Origin of the sequence: Priestia abyssalis, from assembly GCF_002019595.1 — a bacterium.
Lineage (GTDB): Bacteria > Bacillota > Bacilli > Bacillales > Bacillaceae_H > Bacillus_BA > Bacillus_BA abyssalis.
The window spans coordinates 1,962,472-1,979,110 of record NZ_KV917369.1; the positions used below are offsets into that span (position 1 = coordinate 1,962,472).

At 40.3% G+C, this 16,639-nt stretch carries 15 protein-coding genes; 12 read left to right on the forward strand and 3 right to left on the reverse strand.

Annotated features, from left to right (window positions below; translation table 11 throughout):
• Positions 1-50: 50 nt before the first annotated feature.
• From BK575_RS09035 to BK575_RS09065, 7 genes are all read left to right on the forward strand, one after another.
• Positions 51-428, forward strand: a complete 378-nt coding sequence (locus tag BK575_RS09035) for a winged helix-turn-helix transcriptional regulator (protein WP_078410093.1) — start codon at positions 51-53, stop codon at positions 426-428.
• A gap of 402 nt (positions 429-830) precedes the next feature.
• Complete coding sequence (locus tag BK575_RS09040) at positions 831-1,364, forward strand: NAD(P)H-dependent oxidoreductase (protein ID WP_078410094.1); 534 nt, start codon at positions 831-833, stop codon at positions 1,362-1,364.
• Positions 1,365-1,885: 521 nt separating this feature from the next.
• Positions 1,886-2,470 carry a nucleotidyltransferase family protein gene (locus tag BK575_RS09045; protein ID WP_169907674.1) on the forward strand — a complete coding sequence of 195 codons (585 nt, stop codon included), beginning with the start codon at positions 1,886-1,888 and terminating at the stop codon, positions 2,468-2,470.
• Between the two features lie 168 nt (positions 2,471-2,638).
• Positions 2,639-4,801: a xanthine dehydrogenase family protein molybdopterin-binding subunit gene (locus tag BK575_RS09050; RefSeq protein ID WP_078410096.1), complete on the forward strand. Its 2,163-nt coding sequence runs from the start codon at positions 2,639-2,641 to the stop codon at positions 4,799-4,801.
• On the forward strand, positions 4,798-5,274 hold the full coding sequence (locus BK575_RS09055; RefSeq protein ID WP_078410097.1) for a (2Fe-2S)-binding protein: 477 nt from the start codon (positions 4,798-4,800) through the stop codon (positions 5,272-5,274). Before BK575_RS09050 ends, BK575_RS09055 begins: the two co-directional genes overlap by 4 nt.
• The gene (locus tag BK575_RS09060) at positions 5,259-6,128 is read left to right on the forward strand and encodes an FAD binding domain-containing protein (RefSeq protein ID WP_078410098.1); all 870 of its coding nucleotides are present in this window, start codon (positions 5,259-5,261) and stop codon (positions 6,126-6,128) included. Before BK575_RS09055 ends, BK575_RS09060 begins: the two co-directional genes overlap by 16 nt.
• Positions 6,129-6,153: 25 nt before the next feature.
• Positions 6,154-6,948: an XdhC family protein gene (locus tag BK575_RS09065; RefSeq protein WP_078410099.1), complete on the forward strand. Its 795-nt coding sequence runs from the start codon at positions 6,154-6,156 to the stop codon at positions 6,946-6,948.
• An 80-nt stretch (positions 6,949-7,028) separates the two neighbouring features.
• Here BK575_RS09065 and rluF read toward each other — a convergent pair whose 3' ends face one another.
• Together rluF and BK575_RS09075 are read right to left on the reverse strand one after the other, a co-directional pair.
• Entirely contained in the window at positions 7,029-7,736 is a 708-nt protein-coding gene (gene rluF, locus BK575_RS09070) for a 23S rRNA pseudouridine(2604) synthase RluF (protein WP_078410100.1), read from the reverse strand.
• A 284-nt stretch (positions 7,737-8,020) separates the two neighbouring features.
• The gene (locus tag BK575_RS09075; protein WP_078410101.1) at positions 8,021-9,166 is read right to left on the reverse strand and encodes an alpha-hydroxy acid oxidase; all 1,146 of its coding nucleotides are present in this window, start codon (positions 9,164-9,166) and stop codon (positions 8,021-8,023) included.
• A gap of 318 nt (positions 9,167-9,484) precedes the next feature.
• Between BK575_RS09075 and BK575_RS09080 the strand changes: the two genes are divergently transcribed.
• Entirely contained in the window at positions 9,485-10,045 is a 561-nt protein-coding gene (locus tag BK575_RS09080; protein WP_078414715.1) for a Uma2 family endonuclease, read from the forward strand.
• 250 nt (positions 10,046-10,295) lie between these two features.
• Positions 10,296-11,285, forward strand: coding sequence for a hypothetical protein (locus BK575_RS09085; protein WP_078410102.1), 990 nt, complete (start codon positions 10,296-10,298; stop codon positions 11,283-11,285).
• Between the two features lie 322 nt (positions 11,286-11,607).
• On the opposite strand, the gene BK575_RS09090 is transcribed toward BK575_RS09085, so the two are convergent.
• Positions 11,608-12,348 carry a VCBS repeat-containing protein gene (locus BK575_RS09090; protein ID WP_235867472.1) on the reverse strand — a complete coding sequence of 247 codons (741 nt, stop codon included), beginning with the start codon at positions 12,346-12,348 and terminating at the stop codon, positions 11,608-11,610.
• A 476-nt stretch (positions 12,349-12,824) separates the two neighbouring features.
• Here BK575_RS09090 and BK575_RS09095 point away from each other — a divergent pair, with 476 nt between their 5' ends.
• The 3 genes from BK575_RS09095 (at position 12,825) to BK575_RS09105 (ending at position 16,628) form a co-directional block, all read left to right on the forward strand.
• Complete coding sequence (locus BK575_RS09095; protein WP_078410104.1) at positions 12,825-13,034, forward strand: hypothetical protein; 210 nt, start codon at positions 12,825-12,827, stop codon at positions 13,032-13,034.
• Between the two features lie 502 nt (positions 13,035-13,536).
• Positions 13,537-14,460: an HNH endonuclease gene (locus tag BK575_RS09100; protein ID WP_078410105.1), complete on the forward strand. Its 924-nt coding sequence runs from the start codon at positions 13,537-13,539 to the stop codon at positions 14,458-14,460.
• Positions 14,461-14,720: 260 nt separating this feature from the next.
• The gene (locus BK575_RS09105; protein WP_078410106.1) at positions 14,721-16,628 is read left to right on the forward strand and encodes a 3'-5' exonuclease; all 1,908 of its coding nucleotides are present in this window, start codon (positions 14,721-14,723) and stop codon (positions 16,626-16,628) included.
• Positions 16,629-16,639 lie beyond the last annotated feature (11 nt).

A 16,639-nucleotide genomic window follows, 5' to 3' on the forward strand; every position in this document is an offset into this window, starting at 1 on the left:
TGTAAGAACGCACTTTTTCGTTCTATACTTACCGGAAGGGAAGTGTCATTATGGCAGCCAGGAAAGCCATGTATGAACTGAACGGTAAAAATTATCAATGTCCAATCGAGTTGTCGGTCTCTTTATTTTCTGGAAAATGGAAAACAACGATCCTTTGTAAATTGCTTGACGGTAAGAAAAGATATGGTGAACTCAAAAACTTGATTGAAAACATCAATCATAAAATGCTTGCAGAACAATTACGAGAACTTGAAAAAGCTGGGATCATCAAAAGGCACGTGTATCCGGTTGTTCCACCAAAGGTTGAATACGAATTGACCGCTCTTGGAGAGGGGTTAAGACCAGCGATTGAATATTTGCAGCAATGGGGTAAACAATTCCAATTACCAGATGAAGAAGCTCAGTCTATGGCCAACGAAGCGAAATAATTAGTTGTGCGCTCTTAAGCAATCCTTTTGAAGTATTTGTAACGTAAATAAAAGTGATAGTGTAAATGGCAATGACGCAAATTGATGGATTTTTTCTGTCTGGAAAACATTTGAAAACTATTAAAAATGAAAAAGAAGTTATTCAACTAATGGATATAGTTGAATAACTTCTTTTTTTAGATATCTTTGAAATTCATATTTAATAAGAGCGATTTTTTAGGTGTATTTAAATAGGCAATGCTCCCCTTTTAGTAAGTATTGACCGAAAAAGTGCGTACTTACCATTCTGAAGTCAGTTATGTATGATACATATTGTAAAACACTTTTATGAAAAAATTGACATCGTTTATTTAAAGAAGGTTTCTTTCTTTGCTTAAAATAAGTTGTATAGGAGAGATTAGTATGAAAACGTTAGTCATTGTGTCTCACCCAAACCTGACTGCATCTCGTATTAATAAAGCATGGATTGAAGAATTACAGAAGCACGATAATATTGATGTGCACCAATTATATAAGGTATATCCTGATGAAGAGATTGATATTGTGTCTGAGCAAAAGCTTTTGGAGGCATATGACCGTATTATTTTTCAATATCCCCTCTATTGGTACAGCACCCCGCCACTCTTGAAAAAATGGTTTGATGTAGTACTTCAGCATGGCTGGGCTTACGGGCCTGGTGGGGATAAAATGAAGGGTAAAGAAATAGGAGTAGCGATTTCAACGTACGGTGCAGCGGAGTCTTATCAGAGAGGAGGAGCAAACCGTTTTACCATCGAGGAGATCGTGAGACCAATCGAAGCACTTTGCCATTTTATTAGTGCCTCTTACCTGTCGCCATTCGCACTCAGCGATGTTTCCAATGTAACTGACGAGCAATTAGAGCAAAGCAAATTCGATTACGTGAATTATATTAGATCTATTATGACTGTAGGCTAATAAAAACAAAAAGGGACAGTAAATTGTCCCTTTTTGTTTTACATGTGAACCCAGCATGGGGGAAATCTATAGGGTTAAAGTTCCAAACCGTAAAGGTAGAAGTAACGGTTAGCGTAACACAAGGGTGTCCATGGTGACGTAGAATCTGAAAAAAGAAAAACTTTTAGCCAAAATTACAGATGAAGTTAAATCATATACACTTCCAAAAGGATGGGAGTGGGTAAGGTTGGGGGAATGAGGTAATCTGTTTAATGGAGAAAAACGTCAATAAAAAAGTGATTGTATTGCAACAAAAGGTAAATACTATGCACCGTTTGAGGAAGGATTAGTAGTTGTTAAGAACCTCACTTAGCGACATCACGGAGAAGCGTACTATAAGTAATATAATGAGGCTTTTACGCATATAAAGAAAAAATACTAACCAGATTCTTTAATGAAAATTCAAAGTATAAACAATTAGTGATCTCTTAATATATTAGGGGTTTTTCTTGTAGAAAAACGATATGCAGAAGGTGACAAAGATGGAAGCGATCGTCCTGGCTGCTGGATATTCCAGCCGAGCGAATGCATTTAAAATGACGTTGCCACTGGGGCAAATGACCGTGTTAGAGCAAACGATCTCTAAATTTGAAGGATTATGCAGCAGGGTTATCGTTGTAGCCGGGTTTCAAGCGGAAATCATCCAAGAGGAAATGGCAAACATCATTGGTAAAAATGCCTATTCATTTCAAATCAAGTTTGTTTATAATGAAAGCTTTAACGACGGAATGTTTACTTCCATTCAAAAGGGCTGCAATGAAGTAAATGCCCCAACCTTCTTTATCACACCCGGAGATTGCCCGCTTGTAAAAAAAGAGACGGTTCAGCTCGTCGCAAAACAAAAAGGGAACGTCGTGATTCCGAGCTTTCACTATAAAGGCGGCCACCCTATCAAATTATCAAGCGAAGTGAAACAGAAAATCCTCGAAACCAATCCAGAAAGTAATTTGCGTGTGGTCCTGGGCGGTTACGAAAAGACATACTTGAATGTAGATGATCCGGGAGTATTAATGGATGTTGATACGCCGGAGGATTATCAAAAAGCCATTGATTATGATAAAGCTTGAATTTCTCCATATTTTTTTATCAACGCAGCTTCATTCGCTCAGATTTCCAGGTCGAATGAAGCTGCGTTTTTATTAAAAGTTCATCATAAAATATCTATCTTATTTATAAAATCGTAAGAAGAGGTTTCTATTAATAATACGAAAAATGAGTCGAAGGGTGTTGTTGCAATGAATCTCAAAGACATAAGCACCTCAGTGCCCAAAAAGGACCATAAAGGTAAGGTGTCGGGCCAGCTGCCCTATATTAGTGACGTGAAAGTGGAAAATATGGTGTATGGTGTTTTGTATCGGTCGCCCATTGCTTATGGAAAAATCATATCCATTCAATTGCCTGACCTGCCGGAAGGATATGAAGCGGTTGGAGCAGAGCACATCCCCGGACCGAATTATGTCAAAATTATCAAAGAAGATCAGCCCATTTTTGCCAATGAGTGGGTCCATTATATTGGGGAGCCGATTCTTATGCTCGTTGGAAAAGACCTGGATATTCTGTACGGTTTGTTAAATGAAGTGAAAGTTGAATTTGAAGAACATCAGGCTATTTATACATTAGAGGAAGCAATCAAACAAAAAGAAGCACCCGGGATTACTATGGCAAGCTATGAATTTGGAGAAAGCTTAAAAAACATTTCGGCTATCGAACAGGGAGCCCATCAAATCATCGAAGAAGAATATGATACGGGTTATCAGGAGCATGTCTACCTTGAGCCGCAAGGAATGCTTGCCGTTTATAAGGATGATGAAATTGTCGTCCGGGGATCGATGCAATGCCTTTATTATATAAAAAATGCCTTGGTAAGCGCATTAGCTTGCGGTGACGATGAAGTGAGGGTTGTTCAAAGCCCTACCGGAGGAGGTTTTGGCGGCAAAGAAGATTTCCCTTCGATGATGGCTTGTCACGTAGCCGTTGCGGCAAAAACAGTCAAAAAATCGGTGATGCTCGTGTTCGACCGTTCTGAGGATATGCTGGTTACAACGAAGAGGCATCCGGCCAAACTTAAATATCGAACGGCCCTTGATAAGGAAGGAAATATTTTGAGCATGTGTGTGGACATCTTTCTCGATGGCGGAGCGAATGTGGGATTAAGCTCTGTCGTGCTGCAGCGCGCATTAATAAACAGTGCCGGCGTTTATAACATTCCGCATTTTCATGCAAAAGGCTTTTGTCTAAAAACCAATACAGTTCCAAACGGCGCCTTCAGAGGCTTCGGTGCGCCGCAAAGCTTTGCTGGAATCGAAAGTCATATGGGGCATCTTAGCAAACTGGCAAACATCGACCCGCTTGAATATAAACGAAAATACCTCGTCAAACAAGGAGACCCCACCATCACAAAAGGAGAATTCCGCGACCCGATATTAATGGAAGAAATGATTGAGCACCTGCTCAACGTGTCAGAATACAAAAAGAAAAAAGAAGATTTTCAGCGCTTCAATCAACAAAATCAGCGCTATAAAAAAGGCATAGGAACGTCGCTGTTCCTCCACGGCTGCGGATTTACAGGCAGCGGCGAAAGAGATCATATTAAAGCAACGGTGAAGTTGGTTAAATCAAAGGACGGCAAGGTTATGCTCAAAATCTCAAATTCTGATATGGGACAAGGTATTTATACGACGCTGAGTAAAATTGTCGCCAAAGAACTTGACCTCCCGTACGAAGATGTTTTGTACCCTGATCCCGATACAAAAGAGGTTCCCGACTCCGGTCCGACCGTAGCCTCCAGGACGACGATGATTGTTGGAAAATTGCTTGAACGGGCCGCAAAAAAACTGAAGGCTCAGTGGCAGACAGGGGTGGAACAGGAAGTAGTGGAGCACTATGTTCACCGTGAAATGATTCCTTGGAACGAGTCGACCTTCACTGGAGATGCCTACCCGGCTTATTCATGGGGCGCTAATATCGTCGAACTAGAAGTGGATACGTTAACAGGAAATGTAAAGTTAGAAAACGTATACGGCAATTATGAAGTCGGGAAGGTCATCGATGAACGGATTATGAAAGGCCAAATTGACGGTGGTTTGGCACAAGGGTTAGCGTACGGTTATTTAGAAAAGATGACGTCAAAGCAAGGCAGGATCCAACAAAAAAGCATATCGGATTATGGACCGCCGACTTCATTGGACGTTGTTTCAATCAAAAGCAAGGTCTTTGATAACCCGTATGCGGATGGTCCATATGGGGCAAAGGGCGCAGGTGAATTAACTTTAATCGGAGGCGCTCCAGCAGTCCAAGCTGCAATCGAGGATGCACTGCAAACTGCTTTTCAGCAAATTCCGATTACACCGGAAGTCATTATGGAAAGTCTTTGGATGAAAGAAGGCGAAGAGGATTGATTAAATTCACACTAAATGGAAGAACGGTAGAAACTGACGCCCCTGCTACAGCAAGATTGCTAGATTTATTAAGAGAGGAGTTTGAGTTAATCGGAACAAAGGAAGGCTGTGGTGAAGGGGAGTGCGGAGCCTGCAGTGTGTTTGTGAATAACCTCCTGCAAAACAGCTGCCTTATTCCAATTGGGTCGATTGCCGGTGCCGATATTCAAACGATCGAAGGGATCATGGAAACGGAACCATTTAAGATTTTAGATGAGAGTTATAGTTTTGCCGGGGGAGTGCAATGCGGCTTTTGCATTCCGGGGATGATTATGGCAAGTGCAGCTTTGTTATCAAAAAATCCTCATCCTTCAGAAGCTGAAATTCGTGAAGGCATCTCTGGAAATCTGTGCCGATGTACCGGCTACAATATGATTGTTGAGGCAATTAACCTGGCAGCTAAAAAAGGTGATGGCTTATGGCAGAGAAAATAACGGCGTATCGCTTCGAGCGTTTAGACGAAACGTTGAGCCAATTAAATCAAGAAGACTGTGCCATCATAGCCGGCGGCACCGATGTGATGGTTCTTCATAAAAGTCGAAGGGGAGTACCTCCAAAAATCGCTAAACCGATTGTGTTTATTGATCATCTTTCCGAATTAAAGCAGGTGTATCAACATCAGAAGGATCTTCACATCGGGGCTTGCTGTACCTATAGTGAATTACTTGAACATTCGTTGATTCCTTCTGCCTTAAAGAACGCCATTAAAACCATTGCTGCCCCGGCCATTCGAAACCGGGGAACATTAGGCGGCAACATTTGCAACGCCTCTCCAGCCGGTGACATGCTTCCTTTATTATATGTATACAATGCAAAGCTTCTGCTGCGCTCGGTAAATGGTGAGCGGACGCTTACGATTAGCGATTTTATTCAAGGTCCGCGACGGGTCGGGCGCTTTCACAATGAAATATTAACCGAAATTATTCTGCCGTCCGTCTTAGAAGAAGATGCTCATGTCGTTTTTGAGAAAGTCGGCAACCGCAACGCAGATGCCATCGCCAAAGTATCATTTGCGGGTTTCATCCGGATCAACAAAGATCGAATCGACGACATTCGATTTGCCTTCGGGGCAGTTGGACCTACGATGGTTCGTTCCATTGATATTGAGAAGAAGCTCGTTGGAAAAACGATACCGTTAGCCGGTGCAGACATCGCTCAGGTTGTGGCCGCCTTCGATCAAATCATTAAACCAATCGACGATCAGCGCTCCACGGCGGCTTACAGAAAAACCGTTGCGTTAAACCTTTTACGTTATTTTCTTAGCAGGAAGCAATATCAACCGAATTAATGTTTAAAAAAGGGGGGAGCTTTTCATGCTGCTGATGGAAAAAGTGGCCATGCTGACACGTCAAAACGAAACTTTTGCTTTAGCCATGATTATTGAATCAAAGGGCTCGACTCCCAGCCATGTCGGAAAAATGATTGTCTACCATGATGGGACGATTGAAGGTACTGTCGGAGGAGGCTTGGCTGAATACTATATCATCGAAGATAGTGTAAAGGCGATTCAAAATGGCCAATCGAAAATCGTGGAATATAAATTAAATAAACATGCAAAAGACGGAATTCAAATGAACTGCGGCGGAACGATACGGGTGTTTATTGAAGTCTATACAAGCCGGCCTGAGCTTGTTCTGGCTGGAGCCGGTCACTTAGCCTATGCGTTGGCAAAGCTCGCTGATTTCCTCCAATATCCTTATTGTATTGTCGATGATCGCGTTGGTTATTGCACGAAGGAGCGCTTTCCTAACGCAACCAATCTATTTGTGAATGAGAATATTGGAGAGGCTTTGAGAGAAGCTAACCCAGCTGAAAAGTCATATGTGGTGATTGTGACAAAAGATCGTGATGATATTGTATTAAAAACGGCACTGCAATTTCCGGTTGCATATATTGGGATGGTCGCCAGCAAACGCAAGGTCATAACCATATTTGAAAAATTAAAAAATGAAGGAGTCACACAAGAACAGTTGGAGCAGGTCCATTCTCCAATCGGACTCGAAATCGGCTCGGAAACAACAGAAGAAATTGCCATTAGTATTATCGGAGAAATCATTAAAGTAAGCGGGGAAAGCAAGCCTGTCAAAGTGAAACAATTAAATAGGTAGGTAATGTTCGGGGAAGCCCCCCGCTGAGTTAAATGATTAACACGGCGGGAGATAACCCCGTTTTTTGTGTTCAGCAGTTTTTACCATTCTTTTGGCTCATAGTTTAATTCTCTAAATAATTGAGTTCGCTCTTTCTTGGATAAATCTCTCCATTGTCCAGGAGGAAGACTGCCTAAATGAATATTCATGATCCGGGTTCTTTGCAATCTGTAAACCTCGTATCCTAATTCGGCGCACATACGGCGAATTTGACGATTTAACCCCTGTGTTAAAATGATTTGAAAATCAAATTTTGATAATTGATCTACTTTACAAGGAAGTGTTTTGGTCCCTAATATTTTGACACCCTCTGACATCTTCTTCAAAAATTCAGGAGTAATTGGCTTGTCTACTGAAACGATATATTCCTTTTCATGCTTATTTTCAGCACGCAGAATTTCGTTAACAATGTCGCCATCGTTCGTAAGAAGTATTAAGCCTTCTGAATCTTTATCCAGGCGTCCGATATTAAATATTTTTAATGGATGGTTGACCAAATCAATAATATTTCCTTTTACCCCTTTTTCTGTTGTGCTAGTAATGCCTACAGGTTTATTTAAGGCAATATAGACATTATTTCTTGCTATTCCGATTTGATTTCCATCTACTCGAACGTCATCCCCGGGTTCAACTTGGCTGCCTATTGTTGCACGTTTACCATTTATAGTAACTCTCCCATCGGTAATCAATTTGTCCGCACCTCGCCTAGATGCTTTTCCAGCCTCGCTTATATATTTATTAATACGCATGTTGACACATCCTTAATCAGAGCATTGTTTTATTAGATACTTAACTATACTTTATTTTAAGAGTGAATCACAAACCTTTATTTGGATATAACAAATAAAAGTTTGTTTCAAAAAAAGCTACCTTTTTTCAGGGGCAATGGTTATGTTTATTTACTAGCGATTATCAAGTTGAAATAAATTGTTTCGGGTATTCGGTGTCAGTCCGCTCTCTGTACATCAAAATCTGAAAGTAAAGGGTAAACAAAGGAATAGCATAAGCGCTATTCCTTTGGAAAAAATACATATTAAGAACGAACGATTTTCAGATTGCGCAGTTCTTTCAGAGTTGAAACGCCTGCCAGCATCATGGAAGTTTGCAGGTCTTGAAGAAAGTTGGTTAAATATTGATGAACTCCTGCTTCTCCACCGACAGCCAAGCTATAAACAAAAGGCCTGCCGATTAATACTGCATCCGCTCCCAGCGCAAGTACCTTCAGCGCGTCAATGCCTCTTCGAATTCCACTATCATATAGAACAGGAATTTTACCATTCACTGATTTCACTATATCTCGAAGAGCGTCAATGCTAGAGATCACTCCGTCCAGCTGTCTCCCGCCATGGTTTGAAACAATAATACCGTCCACTCCATGTTCCATCGCAAGTAAGGCGTCCTCCGGGTGTAAAATCCCCTTTAATAAGATCGGTAAGGAAGTTCTTTCTTTTAACTTGGCTACATGCCTCCAATTGAGGGCAGGGTGGTTAATGTTGTCAATGATCCCTTGGAGAATGGCTTCTGAATCGTATTTTTCTAAAGTCGATAAAAAGACTTTATCTGATTCGTAGTTCCCCTGACCATAACCAAGCGCTAATGGAGAAAAGCCATGGCGCATGTCCGCTTCTCTCCAGCCGAGTGTAATGGTATCCACCGTTAAAACGATTGCTTCATACCCAGCTTTTTCCGCTCTCTTCACCATATTGAAGGAAATTTCCTCTTGATTAGACCAATATAACTGAAACCATTTAGGGCTTCCATTTGTTGCCTGAGCTACATCTTCAATCGAGTAGCTCGAAACTGTACTTTGAATAAATGGTATTTGATGTTTGGCCGCTGCCCTTGCTGCAGCAATATCTCCCATTTCATTGGCTAATTTCAACACTCCTACTGGAGAAAGGAGAAGCGGAGAGGGATAAGTACGGCCAAACAATGTGATACCAGGGTCAATATTGGACACATCATGTAAGAATCTTGGGACAATTGAATATTTTTCAAAGGCAGCGGCGTTCTTTCTCATCGTTTCCTCGCCGCCAGCCCCGGAAAAAATGTAGCTAAAAGCAGGTGCAGACAATGTTTGTTTCGCTTTGTTCTCCAACTCTTCAAAACTGATTGGAAAATAATCAATAGAATTCATATCTTGTACGATGTTATCATTGCTTTTGAAATTAGTAGTCATTTTAATCGATTCATTCCTTTAGCAAAAATGGCATTCAAGTATAATAAATAAGTTTAACACCTTACGGCCGATTGAGAAACGGATATTTAATAGATCTATTTTTTTCTTTGTGGAACCAGTATCTAAACATACTCCTTACGAGCGTTTTTCATATGAATATAATGATAAAAAGGGAGGATAGAAGAATGTCATTAAAGTTTGCTACCAGTCCCCCGCTGAATTAAAGTATTAGTATAGCGGGGGGCTGACACCGTCACATAGTATTTTTTCAAAGCGGGTGTTAAAATAACGATAATGAAGGTGGTGTTTCTTTTGAGTATGAATCAACCTCATCGTAAGAAAGTAACATACGCTGAATATGTAACATGGTCTGATGAACAGCGATATGAAATTATTGATGGCATTCCCTATATGCAAGCTGCACCATCACGGCAGCACCAGCGCATTGTCACGCAACTAACGGGTGAGTTGTATACCTTCTTTAAAGGGAAAACATGCGAAGTATATACAGCTCCGTTTGACGTTCGATTATCTGCCGCAGAGGATGAAGAAGAATACCAGGTTGTACAGCCTGATATTAGCGTAGTATGCGACGAAAGAAAATTAGATGATAAAGGGTGTAAAGGTGCTCCAGATCTCATCGTAGAAGTACTGTCTCCTTCTACCTGGCAGAGAGACCGTATCGAAAAGCTGAACCAGTATCAGCGACATAAAGTTCGAGAATATTTATTGATTTACCCCAATGAGAAGATTGTAGAACAATACATTCTTGAAGAAAACGGCATGTATGGAACACCTCACATTTATAATGAAGAAGATGTATTCCGCTCTTACATTTTCCCCGAATTTGAAATCACCATGAGTACTATTCTTTCTTAATGAAAGAGGCGGATTCAACATCTAATCAGAAATTCAGGGACAGTCCTCTGCTGAGTATAGCGGGGGACTGTTTCTGTTCTCTCAGACCTGTCATGAAACTCCAGCAAAACGAAAGAATTCACTGACGGACTCTTTCACTAAAAATCATTTATCTGATTGAAAAAGTTCATTTTTTTGAAAAGAAACTCCCCCTAACGCTTCTTTTTGACTATTTAATAATAAAAGCGGATTAAAAAAGGGGATGTAAATCATGAGTCGATTATTAGTAGAAGATAGACCAATCTTAATTCTTCCATCACTTGCCAGGGAAGTGGGGCTGAATGAAGCGATTTTCCTCCAACAGCTGCATTACTGGATGCAGGAAAGCAGGCATGAATACTTTGGCCACAAATGGGTGTACAACACATACGAGCAATGGCAGGTGCAGTTTCCATTTTGGTCGGTCAGCACGATTAGACGCATCATCGCAAAGCTTGAGAAGGATGGTTATCTTATTTCTTCACGTTTTAATCAAATGAAAAGCGATCAAACAAAATGGTATCGAATCCATTACCCGAAGCTGGAGAGTTTTAGTGAGCGGCCTGTTCAACATGAGCAGAAGAATAGCTCAGATCGAACAGATGAACTATTCAATTTGGACAAACCAATACCAGAGATTACTACAGAGAATACAAGCATAGAAAAAGATGATGATGAAAGCGCGCGTCTATCAACAGTCGAACAGGCTGATGCCAGCAAAGAAATACAAACAAAAACGGAGCCGGAGCAACAAGAAGATGCATCAAATTTGGAGCAGCTGTTTCTGCAGCGAAGAGGCCGCGGGATCCATCCAAGTGCGAAAGACCTCCAGGCCATTCAGGAAGTGGTGCAAAGTGAAATCCCATTTGAAGAGGCTGCGGAGTGGCTGAACGAAGCATTTGACTTCTATGAGCCTAAATATTCGGGTGACAGAATCCACTCATTTGTGTACATCAAGCAATACATTTTTCACCGGGCCTATTTGAAGCGGGAGCGTGAACAGGCGCGCCGGCACGGAAGCGAACAAGGCCGCATCGATTTTTTCAATCCTTCCCCGAAGTCCAAATACCGCGGCCGAACCGGAAGAAAAGAAATGGTTCCAGATTGGCTCGATAAACAGCACCAACCTGAACAACAAGAACCCTCGTTATCTCAACCTGAAACCAATTTTGAGGAAGAGAAAGCAAAGCTTATGGAGGAATTAGCGCAATACAAAAAATGAAGGAGGATTGGTGGATTTATTCATCAGTGAAAAAGTAAAACTATGTTCTAAATGAACAAAAGTAGAAATTAATTGTCTATAGAACGAAATAATAGAAAAGGTTTGTCCTTCATGATGGCTTGGGGTGCGGATACTTTCAAGTACTTCGTGACCTTTTAATATAATGATAAGTATTCGTTAAATGAACTCCCGATGGGTTAGACCGAAACAATCGGAAGTCTGCGGTCAGCCCCCGACTGAGTTAAATGGTTAACCCGGCGGAGACTGACCCCGTTTCTCTACTTTTCCATACCGTTCTTACAAAGATCTATGATTCCAGCATCTATATTTCTCCACCAAAGATGGCCACAGTCTGCCGGTCAGGGCTAAACGTCCGTCCGTTCCATTTCAAAACGGTCTGTACATATCCGAGTCCGTCAGCATTGTACCTCCCAGCTATCCTCTGATATGCTTCGAGTTCATAGGTGCCGTCTCTGTTAAAATCAATTGGATATAAACCGGACAAAGGATTTACCCAGCCTTTTATCGGTTCCTTTAACATACCATCCTGGTTATAAATCTCAGATAAATATTCTTTACCTTTATAAGTAAGATCAAGAATATATTTTTCTTTTAGGTTATAGCTGATCACGGTGGCTTTGTATTGATTTTCATAGGACACATCGTATTTATAGTGTTCGTTGAATGTATCAGAATTAAAAATTTGCCTCATTTGACCGTCCATATAAGAAAATACATACGCATATATCCCGCCACCGCTGCCTCCTGTATCAATGACCACTAAAATATCATCCGCCTTGTTGCCTGTAAAATCACCAAGAAAGAGTGTTGGATTGTATCCGGCGTTGTTTTTCAAGGCAATTTGCTGATAGTGGTGTGTTCGCCCATTTTGAATAACTAGAGTTATATTTTGCCAAAAAGGACTATCAGGAGTTTTATTTGCGGTAAGAAAGACATTATCAATAATCCCGTCCCCGTCAATATCCCCCCGCTTTGCAGCCACAACGGAAGGTCTGTTTGGATTCATTTGTCTTGCGAGAACAGGCTGGAGCTTCGCCTGCATTTCCAGCAGCCCTTGTTTTGAAGGATACGGATTTGGAAACGATAAAGCATGATCAATCGTTTGCAGTGCTTGATCCGTTAATCCCGCTCTTGCCTGTGCATCAGCCAGATAGTACCAATAATAAGGATCATTCGTTTCTTGTATTTTTGTGTGATAGTAATGGATGGCTTCTCTAAGGTAATACGTGTCCATATTCAGTCCACCTGCCTCTTTATTCTCAATATAAAATGATATGCAGGGATTTGCGGGTACATGACACACAAAGTGCCTGTCACTTTTGCCCTTATACAAAAGTGGCAGGCACCGCCGACTAAACAGTCCACTATTCTGGAGTTTAATAAGATACCTTCCATCTGTTTAATTGTGTGTCAGCTCATGTTATAATAAGAAACTTAGGATAATTACGACTTTTACCTATAATGAACGGATGCCAAGAAAAGCCTCCGCTTATCTATAAAATATGGAGGTGTAAGAGAATGAATAAACGATGGACGATTGGTAAAATCAAAGAATTTGTTGAGAACAATTCGGAAAGTAAGTTGCTAACGACCGAATATCACGGTTTTTCTCAAAAATTACTATTTAAATGTGCATGTGGCAGCAACTTTGAAAAAACATTTACGAAATTTAAAAATAATAATCAACGTAAATGTGAAGTGTGCCAACCGCCAAAAGCGTCACGCTAAACGTATAGCGAATAAACGAAGTGCCGATTTCTATTAAGGAGAAGTTGGCGCTATTTTTATTTTATAGGAAAATTTGGTACCAGTCCCCCGCTGAATTAAAGTATTAAAGAAGGAGGAACTGGTACCATTTTTCGATTAAGTCTCTCGAGCGACCCATATATTTTACTCCAAAAACGTTTAATGATAGAAAACTGGCTTTAATTTCTTTTATATCAAGAGCGGTTACTAGAATAGATAGATGGTACATATATAAGTTAAAAATCCGGTAGTATGCCAAACGTTAAAATATGGTATATAAAATACTATTTTACTCTCGTTAAAAATAATTTATCATAAGTTTAAATGGGATATTCGGTCTATAGGTTGTGACAGAGAAAATCTAAAGTATATAATGCCTTAAATATGTAGAATAAGCTTCTCTGAAGATCCATATCGAATAGGTTAAATACATTTATAATGAATTAGGGATATTTCTACAGGCACCTGGCTGAGGAGGAGCAAATTGAATAGTTTTATCGTTATGCAGGGTCATACCTACGAAGAAGAAAAAGGTTTAGGAATTATTTGGTCTCCACAACAAGATAAAGGAGGCAATGTACCACATTCATGGAAACGAATGACAGAAGTAAAAGAAGGAGATCAAGTATTTCACTACGTAAAAGGAAATATCGTTGCTGTTAGCATAGCAACTGAAGACTGTAAAGCAGCTAGTAAACCATCTATCATGCAAGCTCATGATGGATGGAAAGACGAAGGGTATATAGTGAATGTAAAGTATCATGAATTAGATATACCAGTAAATGTGCGCGATCGGTTCGATGAGATATTGCCGCTTTTACCTATTAAGTATTCACCATTTCACCGGGATACAAATGGGAATTCAGGTTATTTGTATCCATGTAACGAAGAACTAGCGATTAAATTACTTGAACTAATTAGCGAATTGAATATTTATCAAATAAATGAAGAGCAATTAGAGTTATCCGTTGATGAGGTAAGAAGAACTGAAAATAATACACTCATTCCAGTAATTGCTGAAACAGAATCCCAAGCGAAAACGAAAATCCGATTGGGTCAACAGAAGTTCAGAAGGGACTTGATGCCCTTATGGGAAGGTAAGTGTGCATTATGTGGTATACATTTACCGGAATTACTAAGAGCAAGTCGTTCGAAACCTTGGAAGGATAGCACAAATGCAGAACGTTTGGATCCATACAACGGCGTGCTGCTTTGCGCTAATCATAATGCGCTTTATGACAAAGGCTTAATTGCATTTGACGGGCAAGGGCGTTTGCACATTTCTTCAATAATTAGTAATGAAGATTATTTGATGTATGGATTAAAACCAATGACTAAGATACAGATTCATTCCGAAAACAAAGTGTATTTGAAGTGGCATAAAAAGAATATTTTTAGAATGAAATAGTGTAGTGAAAATATATAGTTCATCGTTTTGGATCGGAAATAGCTGAAAAGTTAAAATCCTTCATGAGTCAGTCCTCTGCTAAGTTTAAGTGTTAACTTAGCGGGGGCTGACTCTTTTTTTAAGAGTTCTAGAGGAATTAGCAAAAGTCGAGCAGCAAGGGAAGAAACCATCAATCTAATATAAAGGTATTTTACCTTATTAATCCAAAATACCTATATTATGGTATAATTAGGAAAAACCTTGTATGGTGGAGTGGTACTATGGCATACACAATTCCTGAGACAATTCGATCCACTGCTACTGCAGGTGAAAGGTTGCTCTTTCGAACATTAAAAACGTATTTACCTGAAGATTATATTGTTTATTATGAACCTGAGATTCATGGGCGGCGTCCGGACTTTGTCATTATCGCCCCGGACCTCGGGTTATTAGTGCTGGAAGTAAAAGATTATACGAAAAACACCTTATTCCAAATCAATCAGGATGAATGGACGCTCATCACTTCTTCGGGTGAGCAGACAAAGACAAAAAGTCCGATGAAGCAAGCGAAGGAGTATATGTTCCATCTTGTTGATGCGTTAAAAAAGGACAAAAATTTGATTCATTTGGAAGGGAAGTATCAATTCCAATTAAAGTTTCCTTACGGATATGGCACGGTGTTTACCCGCTTATATCAAAAAGACTTTATACAAGAAGGGTTATACTCCGTCATTGAGCCGCATCTTTGTTTGGCAAGGGATGAAATCGATCCAGATCATGAAGCGTTTTCCGAAGAAAACTTATTTGAAAAAATCAGTAATATGTTTACGGTTCCTTATCGCTTGCGCATACCATTAACGAAGGAAGAAATGGACTCCATTCGTTATCACCTTTTCCCTGAGGTAAGAATAAGCGCCGAGTTCAAGCAGCCTGTTCCTTATCAAGACCAGCTCCTTTTATCACTGCATGATATTAAGACTATGGATCTACATCAGGAAAATCTCGCGAAGCAAATTGGGGATAAAAATCGCTTGATTCGCGGAGTCGCCGGCAGTGGAAAAACATTGATTTTAGGCAGTCGGGCGAAAATCCTGGCGAAGGAGCATCCGGAGTGGAAAATTTTAATTCTTTGCTACAATATTTCACTCGCCCGCAATATTGAACTCATGATTCATCACATGATGCATGAGCCCGACAGCTTATTCGATTTTGATGATCAAGCTATAACATCTAAATCTCATAATATTACGGTTCGCAATTTTCATTCATGGCTGAAAAATGACTTAAAAATTTCAGATCGGGACATTCCATCACTGCTGGAAAAACTGAAAAAGAAGGAAGCCATTCTTCCAATGTATGATGCGATTTTGATCGATGAAGGGCAAGACTTTGAATCAGAATGGTTCCAGCTGGTCAGTGAGTTATTAAACCCTGAAACAAAGTCACTGCTGCTAGTAGAAGACCGCGCCCAAACCATTTACAAACGAAAACGGTCATATGCTCAGGATACGGGTTTAAGCTTTCAAGGCCGCTCGAAAATATTAAGCATCAACTACCGGAATACGGCTCAAATAGTCAAGTTCGCATGGGATTTTTATCAATCGCATTCTGCCTTAAAAAACAAAGTCGTGACCCGTGAACACGAAGGAGAAATCATCGCTCCCCAAAGTACAAGAAGAAAAGGTCCCGATCCAGCCATTGTGAAAACGGACAGCTTCTTTAAAGAAGCCAAAATTATCGCCAAACAAATCAAAAAGCTGAACGAACAAAGAAACGTTCCGCTGTCAGAAATACTCATTCTATACCGTGTAAAAAAGACATTCAAAATGAGTTACATAGACGTTTTAAAACGCGCCTTGGAAGACGAACAAATCAACTACTACTGGCTCACAGAAAATACCGAATCCAAGCGCTCATTCGAAAAAGAAGAAGACTCCGTCAAAATCAGCACCATCGACAGCAGCAAAGGTCTGGACTTTCAAGCCGTCTTCATTGTCAATGTAGACAACATGCCGTTTGCTTTAGAAGAGGATAAAGAACGGGAAGTTTCCCTATTATATATTGGGATGACACGTGCGAAGGAATATTTGTGTTTGTCTTATTCGGGGGAGTCGGAGTTTACGAAGTATTTTGATGGGATTATGGAGAAGCGGGATGTGGTTGTTAAGAGTAAGGGGATATCGGGGTAAGGAAGGCTGAA

Bases quoted from the DNA above. Each gene is read 5' to 3' on its own strand.
- BK575_RS09035 (WP_078410093.1), top strand. From the start codon at position 51: ATGGCAGCCAGGAAAGCCATGTATGAACTGAACGGTAAAAATTATCAA.
- BK575_RS09040 (WP_078410094.1), top strand. From the start codon at position 831: ATGAAAACGTTAGTCATTGTGTCTCACCCAAACCTGACTGCATCTCGT.
- BK575_RS09045 (WP_169907674.1), top strand. From the start codon at position 1,886: ATGGAAGCGATCGTCCTGGCTGCTGGATATTCCAGCCGAGCGAATGCA.
- BK575_RS09050 (WP_078410096.1), top strand. From the start codon at position 2,639: ATGAATCTCAAAGACATAAGCACCTCAGTGCCCAAAAAGGACCATAAA.
- BK575_RS09060 (WP_078410098.1), top strand. From the start codon at position 5,259: ATGGCAGAGAAAATAACGGCGTATCGCTTCGAGCGTTTAGACGAAACG.
- BK575_RS09065 (WP_078410099.1), top strand. From the start codon at position 6,154: ATGCTGCTGATGGAAAAAGTGGCCATGCTGACACGTCAAAACGAAACT.
- rluF (WP_078410100.1), bottom strand. From the start codon at position 7,736: ATGCGTATTAATAAATATATAAGCGAGGCTGGAAAAGCATCTAGGCGA.
- BK575_RS09075 (WP_078410101.1), bottom strand. From the start codon at position 9,166: ATGACTACTAATTTCAAAAGCAATGATAACATCGTACAAGATATGAAT.
- BK575_RS09080 (WP_078414715.1), top strand. From the start codon at position 9,485: ATGAATCAACCTCATCGTAAGAAAGTAACATACGCTGAATATGTAACA.
- BK575_RS09085 (WP_078410102.1), top strand. From the start codon at position 10,296: ATGAGTCGATTATTAGTAGAAGATAGACCAATCTTAATTCTTCCATCA.
- BK575_RS09090 (WP_235867472.1), bottom strand. From the start codon at position 12,348: ATGCAGGCGAAGCTCCAGCCTGTTCTCGCAAGACAAATGAATCCAAAC.
- BK575_RS09095 (WP_078410104.1), top strand. From the start codon at position 12,825: ATGAATAAACGATGGACGATTGGTAAAATCAAAGAATTTGTTGAGAAC.
- BK575_RS09105 (WP_078410106.1), top strand. From the start codon at position 14,721: ATGGCATACACAATTCCTGAGACAATTCGATCCACTGCTACTGCAGGT.